Genomic DNA, 24,011 nt, shown 5'->3' with positions numbered 1-24,011 from the left:
CCGCCTGAAACCCCAAACAAGACGTCAAATCCCCCGCAAACAAGCGAACAACCGCCGCAACCCCGCCGCCGCAAGCTTTTGCTCATGACTGCGCAACAGGTCCACAAGGGGAGAAGGGGGAAAGGGCAGCTAAATCAAGCGGCGTGGCAGGCCTGGAAGCTTGTCTTCAGCCGCTCGGCGTCGAGTTCGCGGCCGATGAACACCAGCCGGCTCTCGTGCTTCTCGCCGTCCTTCCAGGCGCGTTGGTGGTCGCCTTCGATGATCATGTGCACGCCCTGGATGACATAGCGCTCGTCATCGCCTTTCAGCGCGATGATACCTTTCAGCCGCAGGATGTTCGGGCCTTCCATTTGGGTGACCTTCTCGATCCACGGGAAGAACTTTTTCGGGTCCATCTCGCCGCCGCGCAGCGACACCGACTGCACCGTCACATCATGGATGTCGGAAGGGTGCGCGTGATGATGGTCATGCCCGTCATGATCGTGATGATCATGGCCCTCGTGATCATGGTGATCATGATCATGATGGTCGTGATCGTCATGCGCCTCGAGGAAGTGCGGATCGTTCTCCAGCGCCCGGGACAGGTCGAACGCACCGCGATCGAGCACCTCGGACAGCGCCACGCCGGCGCGTGTGGTGCGATGGATGCGTGCCGCCGGGTTGATGGCGCGGATCGTCGCCTCCACCTTGCTCAGCTCTTCGGGGGTGACCAGGTCGGTCTTGTTGAGCACGACGACATCGGCAAAGGCGATCTGGTCCTCGGCCTCGCGGGAATCCTTGAGGCGCAGCGGCAGGTGCTTGGCGTCGACCAGCGCCACCACCGCATCGAGCCTGGTCTTGGAACGCACATCGTCGTCCATGAAGAAGGTTTGCGCTACCGGCACGGGATCGGCGAGGCCTGTGGTCTCGACGACGATGGCGTCGAAGCGGCCGGGCCTGCGCATCAGACCTTCGACGACGCGGATCAGGTCGCCGCGCACGGTGCAGCAGATGCAGCCATTGTTCATCTCGTAGATTTCCTCGTCGGATTCCACGATCAACTCGTTGTCGATGCCGATCTCGCCGAACTCATTGACGATGACGGCGTAGCGCTTGCCATGGTTTTCCGAAAGGATGCGGTTGAGCAGTGTCGTCTTGCCGGCGCCGAGATAGCCGGTAAGGACGGTAACGGGGATCTGCGTCTGTGCGTCGCTCATATTGTGCCTCGAATAGGGATTGTCGGCTCCATATAGGATGTGTGCTCGGCTTTTGCACGAGGCAAACCGATGGGCCAAAGAGGCCGGTATTGCCGAACTTTCCTCACATTGCCGAACGTTCATTGGCGCGGGCTGGCGGTGGGGCCTAGATAGGGCGAGGGGTTGTTCGCACTGAGGAGGCGCCAGATGTCCGACAAGTCCTTGCCATTAAGCCGGCGGCAGGCTCTCGGTCTTGTAGCGGTCACCACGGGCGGCATATTCCTGCCCGCCGGCGTAAGGGCCGGGCAGGTCTCGCCCTATGCCGGGCTTGCTTTGTTCGAAGCCGGTGCCGGCGTCTGCACCATGACGCCCGAGGTCACCGAAGGACCGTTCTATTTCGACCCGAAGCTCGAACGCGCCGATATCACCGAGGGCAAGAAGGGCGTCGCCCTCAATGTGCGGCTGCAAATCGTCGACGCCGCCTGCCGGCCGCTTCCCGGCGCACGCGTCGATATCTGGCATTGCGACGCCCAGGGCGCCTATTCCGGCTATCCCGGACAGGGCGACGGGCAGGATATCGACACGTCCGGCCAGAGCTTTCTGCGCGGCTGGCAGAGAAGCGATGGAAGCGGCATCGCTTCTTTCGCCACCATCTATCCCGGCTGGTATCGCGGCCGCACCACCCACATCCATTTCAAGATCTTCCCCGACGACCGCTCGGCAATGACCGGCCAGATGTTCTTCCCCGACAGCTTGAGCGAGCAGATATTCGCCACCGTCGCGCCCTATAACGATCGCCCCGGCAAACGCGATACATCGAACATGCGGGACGGCATTGCGCGGCAGGCCGGGCCGCCGTCGCAGGCAGCGCTGCGGGAAATGGCGGACGCCTATCAGGCCTTGACGGTGGTCGCGGTGAGGGCCGGTTGAGGACACCTCGTCACGTCGCCATCCAGCCGTCGCGGAAAGTCGTTTGTCATCTAACTGAAATAAACATCTGGCATTTAGCCACGGCGAACACCGCGATGCTTGCCGGCAAAGCTATTTTCCGAGCCGGAATGTTTTCGATCGTCATTGCCAATCGGCGGCCTGCTTCTATGCTGTCCGCACCGGTTCGGCCGAGGAGGAATGAGCATGGCCAAGGCGGACAAGACTGCAACAATGAGCCGGCTGCATTCGGCGGCGCGGCTGGCGCGCACGGCGCTCGCCGCCCGGCTTCTGGCGCATGGCTTCTATGCCGGCCAGGACCAGATCATGCTGGCGCTCGATCGCGAGGACGGGCAGACGCCCGGCAATCTTGCCGGCCGCCTCGGCGTGCGTCCGCCGACCATCACCAAGACCATCAACCGGCTGCAGGCACAGGGTTTTCTGGAAAAGCGCGCCTCCTCCGCCGATGCCCGCCAGGCTCATATTTTCCTCACCGACACCGGCCGCGAAATCATCCACGCCATCGAGAAATCGGTGAAGAAGACCGAAAAGCAGGCATTGAAGGGTCTCGACAAGAAGGATCAGAAATCGCTGTTCAAGCTGCTTGCACGTGTCGAAGCGAATCTTTCGAACGGCGAAATGGTGCTCCCCGATGACGAACTGGATATCGAGGACAAGATCCTTGAATAGGTCACGCGTTCGCCGCTGACGGCCGCCGCGTCAGTGCCGACCAGCGTCCGGGTGTGACGCCGAACGCCTTCTTGAAATGCCGATTGAAATGGCTTTGGTCACTGAAGCCGGCTGCGATGGCGATTTGCGCCAGCGGCTCGTCGGCTTCGATCATCCGACGGGCTCGCTGAAGCCGGCGCATCAACAAGAACCGGTGCGGGCTGGTCGAGAAGGTGGCGCGGAAATGCCGCGACAGGGCATAACGGTCCAATCCGGTGATCGCCTCCAATTCATCCGAACGTACAATCCGCGCGACATTTTCCTCCAGATAGTCGCGCGCTAGGCTGGCGGCGCGCCACGCAGTTTTCGCAACCGGTTTCCCCGGCCGACCGGCGTGCCGGGCCAGGCTTTGCATAAGCTGCGTCATGAAATCGACGACAAACAGCTCGTCCAGTTCCTGATTCAGCGGCCCGAGCGCCGAAAGCAGCGTCGCGCGGAGATCGCGGTCTGTCACCACGGCATTCCCGACGAATGGCAGTGATCCGCCGCCGAGACAATCGAGCATCAGGGACGGCTCCAAATACAGCATTCTGTATCGCAAGCCGTCTTCTGTGCCGGCGCCGCCATCGTGCATTTCGTCGGGATGAAGGATAATGATCTGGCCAGGCAGGCTCTGATGCGTCGCGCCGCGATAGCGGAAGCTCTGTACGCCATAAAGCGTCACCCCGATTGCATAGGTGTCGTGGCGATGGAGATCGAAGGCGTTGCCGTGGAACCGGGCCTCGATGCGTTCCATGCCGGCAGTACCGGGTGCCGATACGATGCAGTTCTCGGCTGCATCCACGCACAAACGTCCAAGACCCTGAAAGGCTTCCCCGTCTAGACCGTGCGGCATCGCTTCACTCGCAGCCTCGGATTGGCCCCCTTTCGGATTGGAAACTGTCGCATGTTCGATACGAAATTTGCAATCGTGCTCAGGGACGATCTTCCCGTCTGGCAGAAGCTCAACGTCACCGCCTTTCTGACCAGCGGCATCGTCGCGCAGTTTCCCGACCTCATCGGCGAGCCCTACCGTGACCGCGCCGGCAATATCTACAACCCGCTATCGATCCAGCCGGTCATCGTGCTTTCGGCAGACGGCCAGGCGCTCGGAACGATCCAGCGGCGGGCGCTGGAGCGTGGTGTGACGGTTTCGCTCTATGTCGAGGAAATGTTTTCGACTGGGTACGATCTGGCCAACCGTGCCGTCTTTGCCGAATTTGCGCCGGAGGATGCCAAGGTGGTCGGCATCGCGCTTCGCGCCGAAAAGAAGCTCGTCGACAAGATCACCAAGGGTGCCCGCATGCACACCTGACTCTCCGGCCACCAGGAACAAAACTGAGCCTGTCGTCGCCTGTCGGTGTGCCAGCCTCTTTTGGCTTGCCCGCTGGCGACAATTCCCGCATTGGTGAGGGACTGCCTTGCTTCCCGTCCGGCCTGAAATTGAATGCTCCCCCAAGACAAGACGAAAGCGCGACGTCGCCGGCGGCGATCCTGTGCATGCTTTCCGTCTATGTGTTTTTCACCTTCCTCGACACCAGCAGCAAGTACCTTGTGCTGGCTGGCGTCTCGGCGCTGATCGTCGCCTGGACCCGCTTCGCGGTCCATGTCCTGCTTGTCGGCGTCTTTCTGCGCGGATGGCGTGAGCCGTTGCGTTTTCGTCCCGCCAACCTGCCGGCGCATCTCACGCGCGGTCTGCTCCTGTTCGGATCGACCATGTTCAACATTCTGGCGCTGCGGACGCTGCAGCTGGCGGAAACCACCTCGATCTACTTCTTCGGCCCGATGGTGATCACCGCGCTTGCCGGTCCGTTGCTCGGCGAATGGGCCGGCTGGCGGCGCTGGCTGGCGATCATGAGCGGCTTTGTCGGCGTCCTCATCATCACCCGGCCGGGCATCGGGGTTTTTGGCGTCGGCCATCTCTTTGCGCTCGGCTCGATGCTATCGAACAGTTTCTACGTCATCATGACGCGCCGTATGTCGGCGACGGAAACCTCGGAAAGTCTCATCCTGTTTTCGGCGCTGGCGCCGGCCGTGCTGCTGCTGCCGACACTGCCGTTTTCGCTTTCGCTGCCGCAGGATGGCTGGCACTGGTTCATATTGCTGATGCTTGGCGTCTTCGGCGCCATCGGCCATTGGCTTCTTGTGCAGGCCTATCGCCTTGCCACCACCACGGCCCTGGCTCCCTATCCCTATTCGCAGATGATCTGGATGATCATCTCCGGCCTGATCGTCTTCAACCAGTTTCCCGACCGCTGGACGCTGGTCGGTGCCACCGTCATCGTCGCCAGCGGCCTCTACATCGTCCACCGCGAGCACCGGCTTCGCTTGCACAACCGCGCGACGCTGGACGCGGAGGCGGAAGCGCTGGCAAAAAAACTTTGATTTGCTCGGGATCGATGGCATAAGAGCCGGCCTTTAAACAGTTTAAATTGCTTCGGGAGCGCAGGGCGCTGGCACAGAAGATCAAGCTTTCGACCATCGCGGATGCGCTCGGCGTGTCCACGGCCACGGTCTCGCTGGCCTTGCGCGACAGCCCGCTGGTCGCCGGCGGCACCCGCGACCGTATCAAGGAACATGCACGCGCCATCGGCTATATCTACAACCGCCGCGCCGCCAGCCTTCGCACCTCACGCTCGGGCATTGTCGGCGTCGTCGTCCACGACATCATGAACCCGTTCTTTGCCGAGATACTGCGTTCGATCGAGAGCGAACTCGACCGCAGCCGGCAGACCTTCATCCTGTCGAACCACTACGACCAACTCGAGAAACAGCGCACCTTCATCGACACGCTTCTGCAGCTCGGCGCTGACGGCGTCATCATGTCGCCGGCCATCGGCACACCGCCCGAAGACATAATCATGGCCGAGGAGAACGGTCTCCCGGCAGTGCTGATTGCACGCACCGTCGAAGGTGCCGACGTGCCGGTGTTTCGCGGCGACGATGCCTATGGCACCGGGCTTGCTACCAATCATCTGATCTCGCTTGGCCACAAGCGCATCGCCATGATCGGCGGTACCGACCAGACGTCGACCGGCCGCGACCGTTATCAGGGATATGTCAACGCCATGGAGGCGGCAGGGCTCGAGGTCAGGCCGTCATGGCGTATCGCCGGCCCGCGCACCAAGCAGGCCGGCTTCGAGGCTGCCGGGCAGTTCTTGGCGCTGAAAGACAGGCCTACCGCGGCCTGCTGCTGGAACGACCTCGTCGCCATCGGCCTGATGAACGGCATTGCGCGCGCGGGGCTGGTGCCGGGCATCGACATCTCCGTTACCGGCTATGACGACCTCGAGGAAGCGGCGATCGCGACGCCGGCACTGACCACGGTCTGGAACGGCCAGCGCGAGGTTGGCCGCCGCGCCGCCAGCGCGCTGCTCGACAAACTCAACGGACAGACGGTGCGGCCGTCGCAGGAACTGATCAAGCCGGAACTGCATGTGCGCCAGTCGACCGGCAAACCGGTGGAACGTGCATGACAAAAACCGAACAGCAAGCTGTCGCCATTCTGGTGCCGGGCCAGTTCAACGACCATGCGGTCGGCCGCATCGACGGGGCGTTCAGCCGCGTCCGGATCGAAGGCGCCGATCCGTCGCTGGTCACCGACGACATGCGCCGTACGGTGCGCGGCATAGCCGCCTTCGGCGGCATAAGCGCCGCGTTGATGGACGCGCTGCCAAAGCTCGAGATCATCGCCAATTTCGGCGTCGGCTATGATTCTGTCGATGTCCGCCACGCCGTACAGCGCGGCATCATGGTCACCAACACCCCGGATGTGCTGACCGAAGAGGTCGCCGATACGGCGCTCGGCTTGCTGATCAACACCATCCGCGAACTGCCGCGCGCCGAGGCCTGGCTGCGCGACGGAAGTTGGCTGCGCAAAGGCAACTATCCGCTGAGCCGGCTGACCCTGCGCGGGCGCCATGTCGGTATCTTTGGCATGGGCCGCATCGGCCTCGCCATTGCCCGCCGGCTCGACGCTTTCGGGCTGCCCATCGCCTACCACAACCGGCGCCGCGTCGAAGGCCTGTCCTATGACTATCACCCGACGCTGAAAGGTCTCGCCGAGGCGGTCGACACACTGATCTCGGTGGCGCCCGGCGGGGCCGCGACGGAAAGGGCAGTCAATGCCGAAATCCTCTCGGCTCTTGGGCCGAACGGCGTCTTCGTCAATATCGGCCGGGGCAGCACGGTCGACGAGCCAGCCCTTGCCGCCGCACTTGCCAGCGGCAGCATCGCCGCTGCCGGGCTAGACGTCTTTGCCGACGAGCCGAATGTGCCAGCGGCGTTGCTTGCCGCGCCCAACACCTCGCTTTTGCCACATGTCGGCTCCGCCTCGCAGCACACCCGCCGCGCCATGGCGGACCTATGCGTCGACAATCTGGTCTCGTGGTTTTCGCAGCGCAAGGCACTGACGCCGGTGCCGGAGACGGCAAATGTCAAGGCAAGGCCGTAAGCGGGCTGCCATATCTATTAACTTCAGCTTAACCCTTCGGAATCATTCTGGTCCCTTCCTAGTGTCTGTCCGCCTGACAGCACATGACAGCAAGATGAAGCGCGCCTCCTGATCTCTTCGAACGCGGCGCGCTTGAAATGCGCGGAGAAACAGGATGAAAACGCTTCCTGCATTGATGGCGGTTGCTGTGCTGTTCGGCAGCGTCCAGCTGTTTTATGCCGGTAGCGGTGAAAGCCGTGCAGCCAGTGAGTCACCACCTTCATCCGGCAACTACCGGCTGGTAGCCCATGGTGACGAGGCGTCTTGTGCGGTCAGCCGTGGCGCCGAGATTTCGCAAGGCTTGTCGCTGTTGACGGTCGCCGCGAATTGCCGCCGGGTGTTGCCCGGTGTCGAGCAGGCGAAGTTCTGGCGAGAGCAGAATGACGGCACGGTCACATTCAGCGCCAACGGCACCGATCCAATCGTCATGTTCTCAGTCGCCGATGGCGACGGTTACGAATCCTACGCGCCGGCGCTGCCGCTGCTATCGCTGGCGTCGGCCGGCAACTGACGAGCGCTATTCTGCCGCTGCGCGCGCGCCCGATTTCGCCGCCTGATGCAGACGTACAGCGTCGCCGAAGGCGCGGAAAATCTTTGCCGAGATGTTGTCAGATTCGACCCAGTACTCTGGATGCCACTGCACGCCAACAGCGAAGGCGCGGGCGTCCTTGACCGAAACCGCCTCGACAGTGCCGTCGGCGGCGACCGCTTCGACCTGCAGCTTCGGGCCAAGCCGATCGATGGCCTGGCGATGCACCGAATTGACCAGGATGTCGCCGGCGCCGAAGACCCCGGCCAGGCAGCTGCCGGGTTTTATCGACACGCTCTGGCGGATGGCGAAGCGTTCGTCCTGATTGTCGCTTGCCGGCGCACGATGGTCGAGCGAACCGACGCGTTCCTGGATTTCGGTCGCCAGCGTGCCGCCCAGTGCCACATTCATCTCCTGGATTCCGCGGCAGATGGCGAGCAGCGGTACCCCGCGCTCCACCGCCCGGCGGATCAGTGGCAACGTCGTCGCGTCGCGGGCGGAGTCGTAAGGACCATTGGCTTCGCTGGCGTCACCGCCATAGAGCGAGGGATGAACGTTGGACTTCGAACCGGTGACCATGACGCCGTCGACGGCGGAAAGCAGTTCATCGAAGTCGAGCCGGTCGCCGAAGGACGGTACCAGCAGCGGGAACACGCCTGCACCCGAAAGCGCCGCTTCAAGATATTGCTGTGGCGCGGCATGCCAGATGTAATTGTCGAACTGGCGGACGTCGGTCGATATGGCGACGAGCGGCTGGTGCATTTGGTCCGGATCCCATCGGGTGCAACGAATTATCTGCCTGCAAAATAGGCGATCCGAAGGCGCATTTCCATGGCAAGTTTCGGCGTGTCGCGTAGGCCAGTTAATCGACCTTAGACTATAGTTGCAAGATCTGCCCCAACGCCGTGAATTTCCCCGAAATGCGCCACTCAAACCGGGCTGCCACGCTGGACTCGACTCCTTGCCTGTGTATTGTCGGGCTCGAAGCCGATCCGGGCCCCGAAGCGTCCTGAATGTCGGTCAGTTGATCCAAAAGGGAGGAACTTCATGGATCGTCGTTCGTTCATCCGCAAGGCCGGCACCACCGGTTTCGGCGCCGCGGCCGCTGCCGCGACACTTGCTGCGCCGGCCATCGCCCAGTCCAACCCGAAAGTGACCTGGCGGCTGGCGTCGTCCTTCCCGAAGTCGCTCGATACGATCTATGGTGGCGCCGAAGTGTTTTCCAAGATGCTGTCGGAGGCGACCGACGGCAACTTCCAGGTCCAGGTCTTCGCCGCCGGCGAACTCGTTCCCGGCCTGCAGGCCGCCGACGCCACCACTGCCGGCACCGTCGAGGCCTGCCATACGGTGGCATACTATTACTGGGGCAAGGACCCGACTTGGGCGCTGGGGGCGGCGGTTCCGTTTTCGCTCAACGCGCGCGGCATAAACGCCTGGCACTATCATGGCGGCGGCATCGATCTGTTCAACGAGTTCCTGGCGACGCAGGGTCTGTTCGGGCTGCCGGGCGGCAATACCGGCGTGCAGATGGGCGGCTGGTTCCGCAAGGAGATCAAAACGGTCGCCGACCTTTCCGGCCTCAAGATGCGTATCGGTGGTTTTGCCGGCAAAGTGGTGCAAAGGCTCGGCGTAGTTCCGCAGCAGATCGCCGGTGGCGACATTTATCCGGCGCTGGAAAAAGGCACGATCGACGCCGCCGAATGGGTTGGCCCCTACGACGACGAGAAGCTCGGCTTCTACAAGGTTGCGCCCTATTACTACTATCCCGGCTGGTGGGAAGGTGGACCGACCGTCCATCTGATGTTCAACAAGGCGAAATACGACGAACTTTCGCCGGCTTACAAGTCGCTGGTGCACACTGCCGCCCAAGCGGCCGACGCCAACATGCTGCAGAAATACGACTACCTCAACCCGGCGGCGGTGAAGCGGCTGGTTGCCGGCGGCGCCAAGTTGAGCCCGTTCAGCCAGGAGATCATGGCCGCCTGTTTCGAAAAGGCCAACGAAGTCTATGCCGAGATGGAAGCCTCGAACGCGCCGTTCAAGAAGATCTGGGACTCGATCAAGGCGTTCCGCAAGGAGCATTATCTCTGGGCGCAGGTGGCCGAGTACAATTACGACACCTTCATGATGGTCCAGCAGCGCAACGGCAAGCTCTAGAATATTCTGCGACGCCGAGTGGCTCCACTCGGCGTCGCAGAAAAGGGCTAAAACAAAGCGGATGTCCCGTTTGGTTTGAATGCATTCCGCTCCAGGCGTTTGATGGATCTCGTCAAAGGACCGCGAGCCACGCCCCGCGGTCCTTCCCTGTCAGCCTTCGGACGCACTGACTTCGACCAGTACTCCACCCGGCGCATGGCAATAGAACGTCGTCGACTGGATGCGGCCGCGCATTAGCTGCTGGACCTCGCCCGGTTGCAGGCCGGCATCGGCAAGCCCGGCTCGCTTTGCATGCACAAACTCCGGCTTGCCGACGAAGAAGCCAACGTGAAAGCCGTCCGGATAGCTGGCGGGCTCGCCTTTCCCCGGCTTCATCAGATTGAGGATGAAGCCATCGATGCCACGCAGAACCGCGAAGGCGTCCTTGCCGCGCACGGCGACAAATTCAAAGCCGAAATGGCTGGTGAAGAAGCGGGCAAGGCCGGCAACTTCGGTGGTGACGAGATTTATGTGGTTCAGTTTCATGATGCGTCTCCTGCCACGGGTTGAATGCGGACAGGCTTCGACCGAAGAGCGCAAACCGGCGGGACCGCTACATCCGAAAATCCGGACGTGACCCGACCGGCTCGCGAGTTTCGCCTCGCTTGCCGGCCGCGGGTTCTCCCACAAGTAATGTGGCGAACAGGCTTCCCCGAGCATCGTGCTCAGGACGGGAAGAGCCGGACTACCGAACCGGCAATGTCTTTTTCGGCGTAGTTTCTGTAACCGGTCGCCCCGCCGGTGGCAACTGGCCCGATCGATCAGCCCTGAGGCACTACCAGGACCTTGACCTCACCTGGTGCCGACGGGTTGGCAATGATCGCCACCGCCTCGTCGAGGTCGACTTGTCGCGATATCAGCCGGTCTACCTCGATCGCACCCGAGGCGATGAGATCGGCGGCCCGGCGATGGGTAAAGGGATTGAGGAAGGAGCCCAGGACCTTCAACTCGCGGAACAGCAGGTCGAACGGTTCGAACGCCGCTTTCATGCCTTGCGGCATGACGCCGACGACGACAATTGTGCCGCCCGCCTTGGCCAGCCGCATCGCCTGCTCGACGGTGTCTTTCACGCCGGCGCATTCGAACACCACGTCGACGCCGCCCGGCATCAAACCCGACCGGCCGACGATCGCGTCGGTGATGTCGGAAGCGCTGGGATCGACCGTCGCCGTTGCGCCAAGTTCCTCGGCAAGGGCGCGCCGCGAGGCCTGGCGCGTCGACAGGATGATGGTCGTCGCACCGGCGAGCTTTGCCAGTTGAACGGTGAGCAGGCCGATCACGCCGCCGCCGAGCACGGCAACCGACGAACCTGGTCTGATCGCGGCAAGGTCCACGCCATGCAGGCAGCAGCCGAGCGGCTCGCAGAACGCACCATGCGTCGGCGCCAGATCGCCTGGCAGGACGAAAGCCTGTTTCTGCGGCAGGGCAAGATATTCGGCAAAGCCGCCATCGCGATGGATGCCGATGGCACGCAGATTGCCGCAGAGGTTGACCCGGCCGGCCTGGCAATGCGCGCACCGGCCGCAGGCGATGTTGGGATCGCCGGTGACGCGGTCGCCGACGGCAAAGCCGGATACGGCAGGTCCGATCGCCTCGACGATGCCGGAGAATTCATGGCCGAGAGTCACCGGCGGCGTGCACGGGAATTCGCCATGGAAAAGATGCCGGTCGGTGCCGCAGACGCCGCACGCCTCGATCCGCACCAGCAGCTCGTCCGGTCCGGCAGTCGGTTTCTCGACCTCGCACACGGCGAGGCCGCCCACTCGCTCCAGTCGCACCGCCTTCATGGCTGCCGGGCCTTCGTCAATTGAAACTCGGTGGTTGCGACAGATCGGTTGCCGGTGCCGCCGGTTTCGCGGGCGGCTTTTCGTCGAAGCTTGGCGGCTGCGACAGGTCCTGCGCGCCGGGCGCAGCGGGTGCCGTGCTGCCACCGGCCGGCGGCGTGCCGAGCGGCGACAGGCTGGGCATCTCCGGCACCTTGATGTCGATCGTCGCTGGATCGACGACGGCGCCTTTGTAGTGCATCACCATCTGCGGGAAGGCGATGGTCAGGCCGATCATGATCACCTGGATACAGACGAACGGCACTGCGCCCCAATAGATCTGCCCGGTGGTGACGGGCGCGATCTGTTTGCCGGTGAGCCGGTCGAGATAGGGCACGCGTGCGGCGACCGAGCGCAGATAAAACAGCGCGAAGCCGAACGGTGGATGCATGAAGCTGGTCTGCATGTTAACCCCGAGCAGCACGCCGAACCAGATCAGGTCGATGCCGAGCTTGTCGGCCGCCGGCGCCAAAAGCGGCACGATGATGAAGGCGAGCTCGAAGAAATCGAGGAAGAAGGCGAGCACGAAGACGAGGATGTTGACGCCAATCAGGAAACCGACTTCACCGCCCGGCAGCGACGTCAACAGGTGCTCGACCCAGATGTGGCCATTGACGCCGTAGAAGGTCAGCGAGAACACCCGCGCGCCGATCAGGATGAACAGCACGAAGGACGACAGCCGCGTCGTTGAGGCCAGCGCCTGCTTGACCACGTCGAGCGACAGCCGCCCCTTCATCGCCGCCATCGCCAGCGCGCCGACGGCGCCCATGGCGCCGCCTTCCGTCGGCGTGGCGATGCCGAGGAAAATGGTACCCAGCACCAGGAAGATCAGCGCCAGTGGCGGGATCAGCACGATGATCACCTGCTGTGCCAACCTCGACATCAGGTTGATCTTCAGGCGCTGGTCGATGATCGCCACGACATAGATGAAGATCACGCCGATGGTGGCGCCGAGGATATCGGCATTGCCGCCATGGTTTGGCGCGAGGTAGCGATACGCGGCATAGGAAACCACCACCGCCGCCAGCAGCGCCGCCAGCAGCGACAGCACACCGTGGCCGAGCGTGCGGGCCTCCAGCGGCAGTGCCGGCATCGACTTCGGCCGGACGATCGACATGAGCAGGATGTAGAGCATGTAGATGCCGGTCAAAATGAGCCCGGGGATCAGCGCCCCCTTGTACATATCGCCGACCGAGCGGCCGAGCTGGTCGGCCAGCACGATCAGCACCAGTGACGGCGGGATGATCTGGGCGAGCGTGCCCGATGCTGCGATGACGCCGGATGCCAGCCGCCGGTCGTAGCCGTAGCGCAGCATGATCGGCAGCGAAATCAGCCCCATGGCAATGACGGAAGCCGCCACCACGCCGGTCGTCGCGGCCAGCAGCGCGCCGACGAAAATCACGGCATAGGCCAGGCCACCACGAACCGGTCCGAACAACTGGCCGATCGTGTCGAGCAGGTCTTCGGCCATGCCGGATCGTTCGAGCACGATGCCCATGAAGGTGAAGAACGGGATCGCCAGCAGCGTGTCGTTCGACATCACCCGGCTGCCGTAGAAATTGTCCGGCAACGCGTGCAGCAACGGCCAGGCGAGGTTGATCGAGCCGCCCGAATATGGCGACAGCAGCACGCCGATGAAGAAGAACATCAGGCCGTTGGCGGCAAGCGAGAAGGCGACGGGGTAGCCGATCAGCAGGAAGAAGATCAGCGAGGCGAACATGATCGGCGCCATGTTCTGGGCGATGAACTCGATCACGAGCGCACCTCTTCGACGAGCGCCTTGGCTTCTAGCTCGGCCTGTTCATGCACCGATATGAATGGAGTGGGATCGTCCATATGACCGCGCATGATGGCGATTTTCTTGATGATTTCGGAAATGCCCTGCAGCGCAAGCAGGAAAAAGCCGACCAGCAGGATCGCCTTCGCCGGCCAGATGATCAGCCCGCCGGAATTGTTCGACATCTCGCCGCTGCGATACGACAGCGACACATAGGGAACGAAATAGACCACCATCAATGTCACGAACGGCATCAGGAAGAAGACGTGACCGAAAAGGTCGATCCAGTGCTGCACGCGGCGCGAGAACATGCCGTAGACGATGTCGATGCGGATATGGTCGTTCTGCTTCAGCGTGTAGGCGGCGGCCAGCATGAAGGCGGCGCCGAACAGATACCACTGCAATTCCAGCCAGGCGTTCGAGGACATGTCGAACAGCTTGCGGATGACGGCGTTAGCGGCGCTTACCAGAATTGCGAGCAGGATCAGCCACGATACCCATTTGCCGATGAATTCGTTCAAACGGTCAATGGTTCTGGAAAGAGCGAGAAGCCCTGCCATGCATTCCTCCCTTGTGTCAGAGCGCGGCGGTTCCCTGTCCGTTGCGCCGCTGTGGACCAACGGTATGCAGTGCGTGGTTCGGCGGGTCAACACGGGCCTGCCCGCATAAACACAGTTGTGAGGTGACGACCGGCAAAAAAGCTGCCGCGTCCTTTGCATGTCCAAGGACATGCGGCTCTTTCACCAACCAAAGTCGGGTGCGGCTCAGGCGATCTTCTGTTGGTCGCGGCCGGCGCCGATCAGCACAAGCATGGCGACGAGGAACAGGTACATCCAGGCATCGCGCCATTCGAGCGGGAAATAGCCGGCCCATAGCGATTCGGCCATGCCGAAAGCGGCGGCGCCCAGTGCCGCCCGCAGCGGCGAAAGATAGCCGCCTACTGCCGTCACGAACAGGATCTTCAACCCGTAGACCAGGCCGGTGCCGAAGCTGATGTTGCCGTAGTAGAAGCCGGCGAGCACGCCGGCCAGCGCAGCGCAAAGGCCGCCGAAAAGCACCGCACGCCGAAACACCGCGCGGACATCGACACCGCACATCGCAGCAGCCTTGGGATCGTCGGAAACGGCGCGCCAACTGCGGCCGAAGCTCGAATGTGTGAAGCCCCACGCAGCCAGCGCAATGGCCGCCAGCACGGCAGCGCAATCGAGCAACTGGATCAGCGTCAACGTCGCCTTGAAGCTGGCACTCTGCGCGAAGACGATGGTCTGGGCCAGCATCGGTGGCAACCACAGATCGTGGGTGTTGGCGGCGATGCGGCTGGCTTCCGACAAGACCAGCAATATACCGAGCGTTGTCACCACGATCGCATTGGGCGAGCGGTCGGCCAAGGGTTCGAAGATGCTTCGTGACAGAACGTGGCTGATCAGCGCCGCGTAGAGAAACGCCGCAACTATGCCGAGCGCGACCGATGCAAGCAGCGTCAGCCACAGTGCCTGATAGCCGAATGCCGCGGTGAGGATCATCGTTTGCCCGCAAAAGGCGAACAGCGCGCCATAGGCAAGATTGGTGCGGTGCAGGATGCCGTTAGTCAGCACATAGCCGAAGGCAAGCAGTGCGTAGAGCGCGCCCGAATGCAGCCCGTTCAGAACCTGCTGGAAGAAATAGAGCATGCAAAATCCTCGGTGCATGGCTCCGAATAATCGGAAATCGACTTTCGCTGGGATCATGCACAAAATCAAAGTGCTACAAGCCGCGGCGCTCGCAGCCGTGAAGAGCGTTGCACTCGGAATCTAACTTGTCAAATGCGATTTATCGGTTAGATTTCATCGCATGACGGTATCCTGGACTCCGCACCGCTTCACCGGCGGCATGCTTGCGCTCGACACGGCGAACACCGTTGTGCTGCGGCACCATCCGGAGAAGACCTTCGACCGTTTCGACGATCCCGCCGAGATTGCCCGCTTTGCCGAAGCCGCCAGCGGCTTTCGCGCCGCCGAGCTCGGCGGCAGGCGGCTGGAGGCCCCGTCGCCGGACAAGATCGCGCCGGTGGTACTGTCGATCCGCGAAACCACCGATCGGCTGTTTCGCCGCGCGGTGTCGAAAGGTGCGATCGCCACCGCCGACATGCCTGAATTCCTGGAAGCCTGCGCCGACGGCCTCGCCCATGGCCGCACCGAAATCGGGACGCTTGGAAAACCGTTCGGCGACCCGGCGACGCCGATCGCCTTTGAGGCGGCATTGGCGGTCTCGGCGCTGTCGCTGCTGCGCGGCGACACCATCGCCAGGCTGAGGATTTGTCCCAACTGCAGCTGGCTGTTTGTCGACCGAAGCCGCAATTCCAGCCGCCTTTGGTGCGACATGGCGGTATGCGGCAACCGCCAGAAGGCAAACCGTCACTATCGCCGCCGGACGGCGGCGAACGAGGTCCACAATGGCGAGGTCCAGAATGGCTAGGCTGTTTTCGCGCTCGATCGTTGTCGGGGTTGCGCTGATTGTGGCTGCAGCGCTCGGCGCCTGTCGCGAGACGGGCACGGACGACAACGGCGATGGCAAATTGTTCGAGATTTCAGGCAAGATATTCGTGTTCAACTATCGCCTCGCCAGGGCGACCTACCTCGTTACGCTGCGGCCGTTGCGGCCGATGGGGGAGGGGCAGGTCGCGGTCGCCAGCTTCCAAAACCCGGCCGGCGGCGAGCCGCTGGCAGTCGAGCAGAAAATCTGGCCGAAGCTCGACAAGGTGACGCTGGAGAGTCCGGCGCTTCAATGCGTCGTCAAGGACAAGCCTTACGCGATCGCGATCAGCATCAAGGACGCTGACGGCACGATCCTCCAGAAGATCGACACCACTCTGATGTCGACGGAGGACCAGTCCGTCCTGCCCGACCGGCCGCTGGTCATCGATCAGCTTTATACGCCCAATCCGGACCTTGCCGGCCACCCGGACGGCAAGTTGCCGAACGAACCTAAGCCCGACTGTTCGAAAGGTCTCTGACGCATTTTTCGACGGCATCGGATGGCGCGGAATTTTATTGCTGTCGAAAACAGCCGACGCGCGGTTTCTTACGCCGGCGGGCGCGGCGTTGATGATTTGTTGCGGACCGCCTGGCGGCTTCGATTTTGTTTGACCTCCCCGGCAAGGGAAGAAAGACTATAGGTACTTGACTCCGACGTTGGCCGCGCACCCTCCAGGTGCGGCTTCCGCACAGGAAATGCCTGATGACGCTGCACAATGTCGCGCTCGACGACAAGTTCGACCTGGCAAAGGAGCGCATCTTCCTGTCGGGTGCCCAAGCAGTCATCCGCATGCTTCTGATGCAACGCGAGCGCGACCGCCGGGCTGGCCTGAACACCGCCGGTTTCGTCTCCGGCTATCGCGGCTCGCCGCTCGGCGGCCTCGACATGCAGCTGTGGAAGGCCCGGGACCAGCTCGCGCAGTCGGACATCGTCTTCCAGCCCGGTCTCAACGAGGAGCTCGCCGCCACCGCCTGCTGGGGCTCGCAGCAGGCCGAATTGCTGGGCGAGGGCACTCGTGACGGCGTTTTTTCGGTCTGGTACGGCAAGGGTCCGGGCGTCGACCGCTCCGGCGACGTGTTCCGTCACGCCAATCTCGCCGGCTCGTCGAAACATGGCGGCGTGCTGGCCCTGATGGGTGACGACCACATGGCCGAATCCTCGACCAACGCGCATGCCACCGAGTTCCTGTTTGTCGACACCATGGTGCCGATCCTCAATCCGGCCGGTGTCCAGGAGATCATCGACTACGGCCTCTACGGCTTTGCCATGTCGCGTTTTGCCGGCACCTGGGCGGCGATCAAATGCGTCAAGGACAACATCGAATCGACGGCCTCGGTCGATGCCGCGCTCGACCGGCTAGATATCGTCATCCCGGACTTCGACATGCCGCCCGGCGGCCTCAACATCCGTAACGAGATCGACATGCTCGGCCAGGAGGAGCGGTTGCATGAATACAAGCGCGCCGCTGCTTCGGCCTTCATCCACGCCAACGGGCTGAACCGGATCGTCTATTCAGGCGGCAGCAGCCCGAAGCTTGGCATCGTCACCATCGGCAAGAGTTATCTCGACGTTCGGCAGGCGCTCGAAGACATAGGCATCGACGAAGTGGCCGCCAATCGTATCGGTATCAGGCTGTTCAAGGTCGGCTGCCCGTGGCCGCTCGACCTGCAGCACATCGCCGACTTTGCTCGCGGCCTAGACACCATCGTTGTCGTCGAGGAGAAACGCTCGCTGATCGAGGTGCAACTGCGCGAGAACCTTTACGGCACCGCCACGCAGCCGGTCATCGTCGGCAAGAAAAACGAACGCGGCGACTGGCTGTTCCCGGCCAAGGGCGCGCTCGACCCCAACGACATTGCCATCGCACTCGGCGAGAGGATCTTGCTAACGATCGGCCCGTCGGAAGAAATTGCCGCGCGGGTGGCGAAATTGCGCCAGTTCCAGGCGATGCTGGCCGACACGTCAGACATCGCCTCGCGCACGCCCTTCTTCTGCTCCGGCTGCCCACACAATTCCTCGACCAAGGTGCCGGACGGCTCGCTCGCCGCCGCCGGAATCGGGTGTCATTTCATGGCGCTGTGGATGGACCGCAACACCGTCGGCTTCACTGCCATGGGCGGCGAGGGCGCGCAGTGGGTCGGCCAGGCGCCGTTCTCGAAGCGCGAGCACATCTTCCAGAATCTGGGCGATGGGACCTACAACCACTCGGGTGTGCTGGCGATCCGCTTCGCGCTGTCGACCGACGCCAACATCACCTACAAAATCCTCTACAATGACGCCGTCGCGATGACCGGCGGGCAGCCGCACGAGGGCGGCCTGACGGTGGACATGATCGCCAGGCAGGTGCGCGCCGAGGGCGTCGAGCGCATCGCCATCGTCACCGACGAGCCGGACAAATATACCGGCAAGGTGGAATTTCCCGCCGGCGCCACCATCCACCACCGCGACGACCTCGATCTCGTCCAGCGCGAGTTGCGTTCGGTCAAGGGCGTCTCGGTGCTGCTCTACGACCAGACCTGCGCCGCCGAGAAGCGCCGCCGCCGCAAACGCGGCACCTTCCCCGATCCCGACAAGCGCATCTTCATCAACGAGTTGGTCTGCGAAGGTTGCGGCGATTGCGGCGTGCAGTCGAATTGCGTCTCGATCCAGCCGGTCGAGACCGAATTCGGCCGCAAGCGCAAGATCGACCAGTCGAGCTGCAACAAGGACTTCTCTTGCGTCAATGGTTTCTGCCCGTCCTTCGTCACCGTCCACGGCGCCAAAATCAGGAAAGCCGAAGGCATAGCCGGCACGGCCGACCCGCTCGCTGGGGTGCCGGCGCCGGCGCAATTTACACTCGGTGAACAAGGCTGGGCGGCGATCATAGACGGTGTCGGCGGCACCGGCGTCGTCACCATAGGCGCGGTGCTCGGCATGGCAGCCCACCTCGAAGGCAAGGGCTGCGGCATGATCGACATGGCCGGCCTCGCCCAGAAGGGCGGCTCCGTGTTCACCCATGTCCGTATTGCCCGCACGCCGGACGACATCCACGCCATTCGCGTATCGGCCGGCAAGGCCGATCTCGTGCTTGGCTGCGATCTCGTCGTTTCGGGTGCAAAGAAGGTGCTGGCCGCGGTGCGCGAAGGCCATACCATCTTCCTCGCCAACACCGCCGAGATCATGCCGGGCGAGTTCGCCCGTTCGGCCGATTTCTCGCTGCCTATCGAGCGGCTGAAGAAAGCGATAAGAACTGCCGCGGGCGACGACAAGGCGCATTTCTTCGATGCCACCCGCACCGCCACCGCGCTGTTCGGCAGTTCGCTCGGCGCCAACATGTTTATGCTCGGCTTTGCCTTCCAGCATGGCGGCTTGCCGCTGTCGGACGAGGCGGTCGAGATGGCAATCGAGCTCAACGGCGAGGCGGTGGCGATGAATATCGCGGCATTTCGCTGGGGTCGCCGCGCCGCCCACCAGCCGGATTTCGTGCGCGGCCTTCTCACCCAGCCGGGCAAGGCCACGCAGCCTGCCGCGATTGCCGAGACGCTGGCCGACATCATTGCCCGCCGCGTCGCCTTCCTGACCGCCTATCAGAACGCCGCCTATGGCAAGCGCTATGCCGACAGACTGGCAGCGCTGCGTAAGGCCGAAACCAAGGTCGTGCCCGGTTCGACCGTGGTGACCGAAGCTGCCGCAAAGAACCTGTTCAAGCTGATGGCTATCAAGGACGAATACGAGGTGGCGCGGCTCTATACCGACGGCTCCTTTGCCGCAGATCTCGCAAAGCAGTTCCAGAGTTACGACAGGCTCGAATTCCATCTCGCACCGCCGATCATGGGCAGGCGCGGCAGTGACGGCAAGCCGAAGAAATCGAGCTTTGGTCCGTGGATGATGAACGGGTTCCGCCTGCTGGCGGCGATGAAGGGCCTGCGCGGCACCGCTTTCGACCTGTTCGGCTACAGCGCCGAGAGGCGTATGGAGCGGCAGCTTCTTGCCATCTATGAAGCCGACCTGGAGCTTGTCGCCGGCGCGCTGGCACCGGGCAAGATCGAGGCCGCTGCCGCGCTTGTCTCGGTGCCGGCGCTCATCCGCGGCTATGGCCACGTCAAGCGGGCCAGTGCCGAAAAAGCCGCCGGCGAACGCCAGCGTCTGCTCGACCGCCTTTCGACGGCGCCACTGCGGCCGCAGCTTCAAGCCGCCGAATGATTCCGCACCGTGATACGCCTTGTTTACCTGAACGGTAGTTTCCCTGTTTCCGCAGCGTCAGCGGGGGATCCCGGCAGGTCTCTAACCGCCTCTCTAAACCTTTCTTAAGGCCAATGTGACACTGCTGGGTTCCCAAGGGTTGGGATCCAGGCGTGAATCTGAAAAGACAAAACGAGATTCCGGTCGACGTTTACATTCCGTTCGTGGAAACTCTGTTTCGCGACGGCGTTACGCTTTCGATCGGCATTGTCGCGCAGACCTTCCTGATCGGCCTTGTCTGGTGGAAAAGCGGCGACCCGCTTTATCTGCTTGTCGCGATCGCGATGGTTCTCGTCGGCATCTTCCGTATGAGAAACTTCCGCAAATACAACAGCTTGCCCCCGCCGGCGACCTGGGAAGAGGCGCACAAGCGCGAGAACGACTACATCCTCTATGGCTCCTTGCACGGGCTCACGCTTGGCGCCTTCTGCCTGCTTGGCATCTATTTTGCGCGCGACAATTTCGCTGAGATCGCCTCCGTCTGCCTGACGCTGGCCACGGCCACCTCCATTGCCGGGCGCAACTATGGCTCCCCGCGCATGGTCACCATCCTGACGCTTGCCTTGACGTGGCCGATCTCGTTGGGGTTCCTTTTACGTGGCGATATCTACCACATCCTTCTCGGGCTCCTGTCCGCCCCATTCCTGTTTGCTATTCGCAAATTCGCCGACACGGTCCGCGACGTGCTTTTTGCCGCCGTCTCGGAGGAAAAAAAGGCGAACCGCATCGCACAGCGTTTCAACCGCGCCCTCAACACCATGTCGCATGGTCTTGTCATGCTCGGTCCGGACGGCCGGGTAGCGGTGGCCAATGCCGAAGCCGCGCACCTGATGTCGCTCAAATCGCCGGATGCCTTGCTCGGACGGTCGATCCACGGTCTGCTGATGCGCGGCGTTGCCGGCGGCATGCTGGCGCCGAAGGATTGCCGCTACATCGAAGCCCAACTGACGCGCGCCCTGCGCGAGGGCCGCGACCGCAAGGTTCTGGTCTCGCTCGCCAACGGCCAGCACTATGAATTTTCTGCCCGGGAAGGCAGCCAGGAACTGGGCGTCATCACTTTCGAGGATGTGACCGCCCGCGTCGAGGCGGAGGACAAGATCCGCTTCATGGCGCGCTACGACAGTCTCACCGGTCTGCCCAATCGCGCCTATTTCCATGAGCTGGTCGTGGAGGCCATGGCCTCGGGCGATCCAGACCGTCTCTGCGGGCTGGTCGTGCTCGACCTCGACGATTTCAAGAGCGTAAATGATACGCTCGGCCATCCGGTCGGTGACGGTTTGATCTACGCCGTCGCTGAGCGGCTGGCCGCGATCGCCGGGCCAGGTATCACCGTCAGCCGCTTCGGCGGCGACGAGTTCATGATCTTCTTCGAACGCATCGAAGATGAAAGCCATCTGACCGGCCAGGTTGATGAGATCTTTGTCAATCTACAGGGCGAGGTCGATGTCGCCGGCCACGGATTGCGCATCCAGGCCAGCGGAGGTGCGGCGCTCTCGCGGGTCAGGGATACCGACGTCGATGCCATGATCGTCAAGGCCGACCTTGCACTCTACAAGGCAAAGGAGCTTGGCAAGAACGGCTGGCGGCTGTTCGAGGCCTCCATGGACGCTGCCTTCCGCAGCCGCCAGCTGATGAAGGCGGATCTGCGCAGTGCGGTGGAAAACAAGGAGCTGCGAGTCGTCTACCAGCCGATCGTCGCGATGAACACGATGCGGATCGCCAGTTGCGAGGCGCTGTGCCGCTGGGATCATCCCGACCTCGGGCCGATCTCCCCCGGTATCTTCATTCCTCTTGCGGAGGAAATGGGCATCATTTCCGACATCAGCACTTTCGTCCTGCATGCGGCCTGCACGGAATGCGCCAAATGGCCGGCCCAGACCAGCGTGTCGGTCAATCTCTCGGCCAAGGATTTCCGCAATCGTGATGTCATCCAGAAGGTTCGCGATGCGCTGGCCGGTTCCGGTCTGCCGGCCGACCGCCTCGAGATCGAGGTCACCGAGACGGCGCTGCTCGATGACAAGTCGCTGACACGCCAATATATCGAGGAATTGAAGCGGCTCGGCGTTCGCATCGCGCTCGACGATTTCGGTACCGGTTATTCGAGCCTCAGCTATCTCCACAAACTGCCGCTCGACAAGATCAAGATCGATCGCTCGTTCCTGATCGACGTTACCCAGAACAGCCGGTCGCTCGAATTGCTCAAGGGCATCGTCAACCTGTCACGGCCGCTGGGACTTTCGGTTACCGTCGAAGGTGTCGAGACCTTCGAACAGCTCAAGATCCTGGCGTTGCAGATCAAGCCGGACCTGGTCCAGGGCTTTCTGTTCGGGTCGGCACTCAGCGCGTCCGGCATCGAGACGATGTCAAGCACCGTCTGGCCATTCGCCAAAGACATCCAGACCGCAAGGAAGGCGCCGCGGCGCTGATTTGCGCTGAAAACCGCGTATTTTAGTATAATTTTATTAATTGTTAACCTTAACGAGCGGTAAACGAGCTCGTACTCATTTTCATCTTTACATCTCATGACCCGTCCGTAGTGTCGGCTGGTGGCGGTAATCGCGGGGAATAGAGTTCATGTGTGCCCAGTTGAGTTCGCTCGGCCATGCGGCGAGCGCGGGCGGTGAAAATTCGTCCGAAACTATGTCTAGTTTCGCCAGGAATGTTTCGGCGATGCTGGAGCGGACGGAATACCGCCGTTGCGACAAGGGCGAGGATCTCGAGGACATCTATCGCCTGCGCTACAAGTCGTACCGTTCCAACGATATGGTTCCCGATAACGAGAACCACACCATTCACGACGAACTCGACGAGGTGCCTAACGTCTTCCGGTTCGGTGTCTACATCGACCAGGAACTCGTCAGCACACTGCGTATTCATCACGTAACGCTGTCGACGCCAAGATCGCCTTCCACCAAAGCTTTCGGTGACATCGTCATGCCGATGCTCGAGGAGGGCATGAGCTTCGTCTGCCCCAGTCGGTTCGCCTCCGACCCGGAATGGTCGCGCGTCTATCCGCAAATACCCTATCTCACGCTGCGGCTCGCCGGCATGGCATGTTTTCACTTCAACGCGCCCTATTGCCTTTCGACCATCCGCGAGGATCACGCCGGCTTCTACAAGCGGATCTACTACGCCGAGAAGATCAGTGAGCCTCGTGCCTATCCTGGCGTCTATAACAAGGTCGTGCTCTACCGTGCTGATGTTGGCGCTATTCGCGAACGGTCGCTGTCGCGCTTTCCATTCTTCCGTTCGACGCCAATGGAGCAGCGTATGTTATTCAATGCGCCCGGTGCCGGCGAACTCGCTCCGCTGACCATCCTGCCTACCGCCAAGTATTTTCGCGAAGCCGCCTGAACGAGCCCATGGAGCCTTCCGGTAGCTTCGGCGTTCTGGGCAAGGTGCTGGTGGTAGGCTGGCATCCGCCAAGCATCGCTTCGATAGCGATCCGATCCAAGGAACCGATATGACCATTTCGACACTCGCCCTTACCCCGCTTATCTCGCTGATTGCAGGCGTGCTGATCCTGGTGATGCCGCGGCTGCTCAATTATATCGTCGCCCTTTATCTGATCGTTGTCGGCCTGCTCGGGCTGTTCCCGCACCTCGCCAGCTAACGACATCGGCAATAGCGGACCTGCCATCCATTGTGA

Annotated in this window: 22 protein-coding genes; 14 read left to right on the top strand and 8 right to left on the bottom strand. The window is 62.3% G+C overall.

Translation table 11 applies throughout. From position 1 onward, the window contains the following. Window positions 1-134: 134 nt before the first annotated feature. Window positions 135-1,196 (bottom strand): CobW family GTP-binding protein, encoded by a 1,062-nt coding sequence (locus NKH71_RS31075; protein WP_023718063.1) that lies wholly within the window; start codon window positions 1,194-1,196, stop codon window positions 135-137. A gap of 186 nt (window positions 1,197-1,382) precedes the next feature. Here NKH71_RS31075 and NKH71_RS31070 point away from each other — a divergent pair, with 186 nt between their 5' ends. Both NKH71_RS31070 and NKH71_RS31065 read left to right on the top strand, forming a co-directional pair. After that, window positions 1,383-2,105, top strand: a complete 723-nt coding sequence (locus tag NKH71_RS31070) for an intradiol ring-cleavage dioxygenase (protein ID WP_352640553.1) — start codon at window positions 1,383-1,385, stop codon at window positions 2,103-2,105. Window positions 2,106-2,309: 204 nt separating this feature from the next. Beyond that, window positions 2,310-2,792 (top strand): MarR family winged helix-turn-helix transcriptional regulator, encoded by a 483-nt coding sequence (locus tag NKH71_RS31065; RefSeq protein ID WP_023718061.1) that lies wholly within the window; start codon window positions 2,310-2,312, stop codon window positions 2,790-2,792. A gap of 1 nt (window position 2,793) precedes the next feature. On the opposite strand, the gene NKH71_RS31060 is transcribed toward NKH71_RS31065, so the two are convergent. Next, entirely contained in the window at window positions 2,794-3,666 is an 873-nt protein-coding gene (locus NKH71_RS31060) for an AraC family transcriptional regulator (protein ID WP_352640552.1), read from the bottom strand. A gap of 51 nt (window positions 3,667-3,717) precedes the next feature. On the opposite strand from NKH71_RS31060, the gene NKH71_RS31055 reads away from it, so the two are divergent. From NKH71_RS31055 to NKH71_RS31035, 5 genes are all read left to right on the top strand, one after another. Further along, on the top strand, window positions 3,718-4,125 hold the full coding sequence (locus tag NKH71_RS31055) for a DUF2000 family protein (RefSeq protein ID WP_023718059.1): 408 nt from the start codon (window positions 3,718-3,720) through the stop codon (window positions 4,123-4,125). A 185-nt stretch (window positions 4,126-4,310) separates the two neighbouring features. Further along, window positions 4,311-5,195, top strand: coding sequence for a DMT family transporter (locus NKH71_RS31050; RefSeq protein ID WP_352484377.1), 885 nt, complete (start codon window positions 4,311-4,313; stop codon window positions 5,193-5,195). 68 nt (window positions 5,196-5,263) lie between these two features. Beyond that, window positions 5,264-6,286 (top strand): LacI family DNA-binding transcriptional regulator, encoded by a 1,023-nt coding sequence (locus NKH71_RS31045; RefSeq protein WP_023676245.1) that lies wholly within the window; start codon window positions 5,264-5,266, stop codon window positions 6,284-6,286. After that, on the top strand, window positions 6,283-7,263 hold the full coding sequence (locus NKH71_RS31040) for a 2-hydroxyacid dehydrogenase (protein ID WP_023718057.1): 981 nt from the start codon (window positions 6,283-6,285) through the stop codon (window positions 7,261-7,263). Before NKH71_RS31045 ends, NKH71_RS31040 begins: the two co-directional genes overlap by 4 nt. Before the next feature lie 154 nt (window positions 7,264-7,417). Beyond that, on the top strand, window positions 7,418-7,813 hold the full coding sequence (locus tag NKH71_RS31035; protein ID WP_352484378.1) for a hypothetical protein: 396 nt from the start codon (window positions 7,418-7,420) through the stop codon (window positions 7,811-7,813). Window positions 7,814-7,819: 6 nt separating this feature from the next. Here the strand turns inward: NKH71_RS31035 and NKH71_RS31030 are convergent, their stop codons facing one another. Next, the gene (locus NKH71_RS31030) at window positions 7,820-8,593 is read right to left on the bottom strand and encodes a gamma-glutamyl-gamma-aminobutyrate hydrolase family protein (RefSeq protein ID WP_352484379.1); all 774 of its coding nucleotides are present in this window, start codon (window positions 8,591-8,593) and stop codon (window positions 7,820-7,822) included. Between the two features lie 285 nt (window positions 8,594-8,878). Between NKH71_RS31030 and NKH71_RS31025 the strand changes: the two genes are divergently transcribed. Beyond that, window positions 8,879-9,988 carry a TRAP transporter substrate-binding protein gene (locus tag NKH71_RS31025; RefSeq protein WP_023718055.1) on the top strand — a complete coding sequence of 370 codons (1,110 nt, stop codon included), beginning with the start codon at window positions 8,879-8,881 and terminating at the stop codon, window positions 9,986-9,988. Between the two features lie 150 nt (window positions 9,989-10,138). Here NKH71_RS31025 and NKH71_RS31020 read toward each other — a convergent pair whose 3' ends face one another. From NKH71_RS31020 to NKH71_RS31000, 5 genes are all read right to left on the bottom strand, one after another. Next, a complete protein-coding gene (locus tag NKH71_RS31020; protein ID WP_352484380.1) occupies window positions 10,139-10,513 on the bottom strand; it encodes a VOC family protein in 375 nt (124 codons plus the stop codon). 275 nt (window positions 10,514-10,788) lie between these two features. Then, window positions 10,789-11,814, bottom strand: a complete 1,026-nt coding sequence (locus NKH71_RS31015) for a zinc-dependent alcohol dehydrogenase family protein (RefSeq protein WP_352495209.1) — start codon at window positions 11,812-11,814, stop codon at window positions 10,789-10,791. A 16-nt stretch (window positions 11,815-11,830) separates the two neighbouring features. Continuing rightward, window positions 11,831-13,603 (bottom strand): TRAP transporter large permease, encoded by a 1,773-nt coding sequence (locus NKH71_RS31010; protein ID WP_031193698.1) that lies wholly within the window; start codon window positions 13,601-13,603, stop codon window positions 11,831-11,833. Beyond that, complete coding sequence (locus NKH71_RS31005; protein WP_023718051.1) at window positions 13,603-14,187, bottom strand: TRAP transporter small permease subunit; 585 nt, start codon at window positions 14,185-14,187, stop codon at window positions 13,603-13,605. Before NKH71_RS31005 ends, NKH71_RS31010 begins: the two co-directional genes overlap by 1 nt. A gap of 204 nt (window positions 14,188-14,391) precedes the next feature. After that, window positions 14,392-15,297: a branched-chain amino acid ABC transporter permease gene (locus tag NKH71_RS31000; RefSeq protein WP_023718050.1), complete on the bottom strand. Its 906-nt coding sequence runs from the start codon at window positions 15,295-15,297 to the stop codon at window positions 14,392-14,394. A 160-nt stretch (window positions 15,298-15,457) separates the two neighbouring features. On the opposite strand from NKH71_RS31000, the gene NKH71_RS30995 reads away from it, so the two are divergent. The 6 genes from NKH71_RS30995 (at window position 15,458) to NKH71_RS30970 (ending at window position 23,975) form a co-directional block, all read left to right on the top strand. Next, window positions 15,458-16,081: a CGNR zinc finger domain-containing protein gene (locus NKH71_RS30995; RefSeq protein ID WP_023718049.1), complete on the top strand. Its 624-nt coding sequence runs from the start codon at window positions 15,458-15,460 to the stop codon at window positions 16,079-16,081. After that, entirely contained in the window at window positions 16,074-16,619 is a 546-nt protein-coding gene (locus NKH71_RS30990; protein ID WP_023718048.1) for a hypothetical protein, read from the top strand. The genes NKH71_RS30995 and NKH71_RS30990 overlap by 8 nt, the downstream gene beginning before the upstream one ends. A 224-nt stretch (window positions 16,620-16,843) precedes the next feature. Beyond that, window positions 16,844-20,323 carry an indolepyruvate ferredoxin oxidoreductase family protein gene (locus NKH71_RS30985; RefSeq protein WP_352789364.1) on the top strand — a complete coding sequence of 1,160 codons (3,480 nt, stop codon included), beginning with the start codon at window positions 16,844-16,846 and terminating at the stop codon, window positions 20,321-20,323. A 152-nt stretch (window positions 20,324-20,475) separates the two neighbouring features. Next, entirely contained in the window at window positions 20,476-22,788 is a 2,313-nt protein-coding gene (locus tag NKH71_RS30980) for a putative bifunctional diguanylate cyclase/phosphodiesterase (RefSeq protein WP_352789362.1), read from the top strand. A 244-nt stretch (window positions 22,789-23,032) separates the two neighbouring features. Continuing rightward, window positions 23,033-23,716 carry an N-acyl amino acid synthase FeeM domain-containing protein gene (locus tag NKH71_RS30975; RefSeq protein ID WP_245278538.1) on the top strand — a complete coding sequence of 228 codons (684 nt, stop codon included), beginning with the start codon at window positions 23,033-23,035 and terminating at the stop codon, window positions 23,714-23,716. Between the two features lie 109 nt (window positions 23,717-23,825). Further along, window positions 23,826-23,975: a DUF3096 domain-containing protein gene (locus NKH71_RS30970; RefSeq protein ID WP_023718043.1), complete on the top strand. Its 150-nt coding sequence runs from the start codon at window positions 23,826-23,828 to the stop codon at window positions 23,973-23,975. Window positions 23,976-24,011 lie beyond the last annotated feature (36 nt).

The organism is Mesorhizobium sp. M0983, from assembly GCF_040318975.1.
In the GTDB taxonomy this organism is placed as follows: domain Bacteria; phylum Pseudomonadota; class Alphaproteobacteria; order Rhizobiales; family Rhizobiaceae; genus Mesorhizobium.
This window is presented reverse-complemented; position numbering and strand designations above follow the sequence as displayed.

Bases quoted from the DNA above. Each gene is read 5' to 3' on its own strand.
- NKH71_RS31075 (WP_023718063.1), bottom strand. From the start codon at position 1,196: ATGAGCGACGCACAGACGCAGATCCCCGTTACCGTCCTTACCGGCTAT.
- NKH71_RS31070 (WP_352640553.1), top strand. From the start codon at position 1,383: ATGTCCGACAAGTCCTTGCCATTAAGCCGGCGGCAGGCTCTCGGTCTT.
- NKH71_RS31065 (WP_023718061.1), top strand. From the start codon at position 2,310: ATGGCCAAGGCGGACAAGACTGCAACAATGAGCCGGCTGCATTCGGCG.
- NKH71_RS31060 (WP_352640552.1), bottom strand. From the start codon at position 3,666: ATGCCGCACGGTCTAGACGGGGAAGCCTTTCAGGGTCTTGGACGTTTG.
- NKH71_RS31055 (WP_023718059.1), top strand. From the start codon at position 3,718: ATGTTCGATACGAAATTTGCAATCGTGCTCAGGGACGATCTTCCCGTC.
- NKH71_RS31050 (WP_352484377.1), top strand. From the start codon at position 4,311: ATGCTTTCCGTCTATGTGTTTTTCACCTTCCTCGACACCAGCAGCAAG.
- NKH71_RS31040 (WP_023718057.1), top strand. From the start codon at position 6,283: ATGACAAAAACCGAACAGCAAGCTGTCGCCATTCTGGTGCCGGGCCAG.
- NKH71_RS31035 (WP_352484378.1), top strand. From the start codon at position 7,418: ATGAAAACGCTTCCTGCATTGATGGCGGTTGCTGTGCTGTTCGGCAGC.
- NKH71_RS31030 (WP_352484379.1), bottom strand. From the start codon at position 8,593: ATGCACCAGCCGCTCGTCGCCATATCGACCGACGTCCGCCAGTTCGAC.
- NKH71_RS31025 (WP_023718055.1), top strand. From the start codon at position 8,879: ATGGATCGTCGTTCGTTCATCCGCAAGGCCGGCACCACCGGTTTCGGC.
- NKH71_RS31020 (WP_352484380.1), bottom strand. From the start codon at position 10,513: ATGAAACTGAACCACATAAATCTCGTCACCACCGAAGTTGCCGGCCTT.
- NKH71_RS31015 (WP_352495209.1), bottom strand. From the start codon at position 11,814: ATGAAGGCGGTGCGACTGGAGCGAGTGGGCGGCCTCGCCGTGTGCGAG.
- NKH71_RS31005 (WP_023718051.1), bottom strand. From the start codon at position 14,187: ATGGCAGGGCTTCTCGCTCTTTCCAGAACCATTGACCGTTTGAACGAA.
- NKH71_RS31000 (WP_023718050.1), bottom strand. From the start codon at position 15,297: ATGCTCTATTTCTTCCAGCAGGTTCTGAACGGGCTGCATTCGGGCGCG.
- NKH71_RS30995 (WP_023718049.1), top strand. From the start codon at position 15,458: ATGACGGTATCCTGGACTCCGCACCGCTTCACCGGCGGCATGCTTGCG.
- NKH71_RS30990 (WP_023718048.1), top strand. From the start codon at position 16,074: ATGGCTAGGCTGTTTTCGCGCTCGATCGTTGTCGGGGTTGCGCTGATT.
- NKH71_RS30985 (WP_352789364.1), top strand. From the start codon at position 16,844: ATGACGCTGCACAATGTCGCGCTCGACGACAAGTTCGACCTGGCAAAG.
- NKH71_RS30975 (WP_245278538.1), top strand. From the start codon at position 23,033: ATGCTGGAGCGGACGGAATACCGCCGTTGCGACAAGGGCGAGGATCTC.
- NKH71_RS30970 (WP_023718043.1), top strand. From the start codon at position 23,826: ATGACCATTTCGACACTCGCCCTTACCCCGCTTATCTCGCTGATTGCA.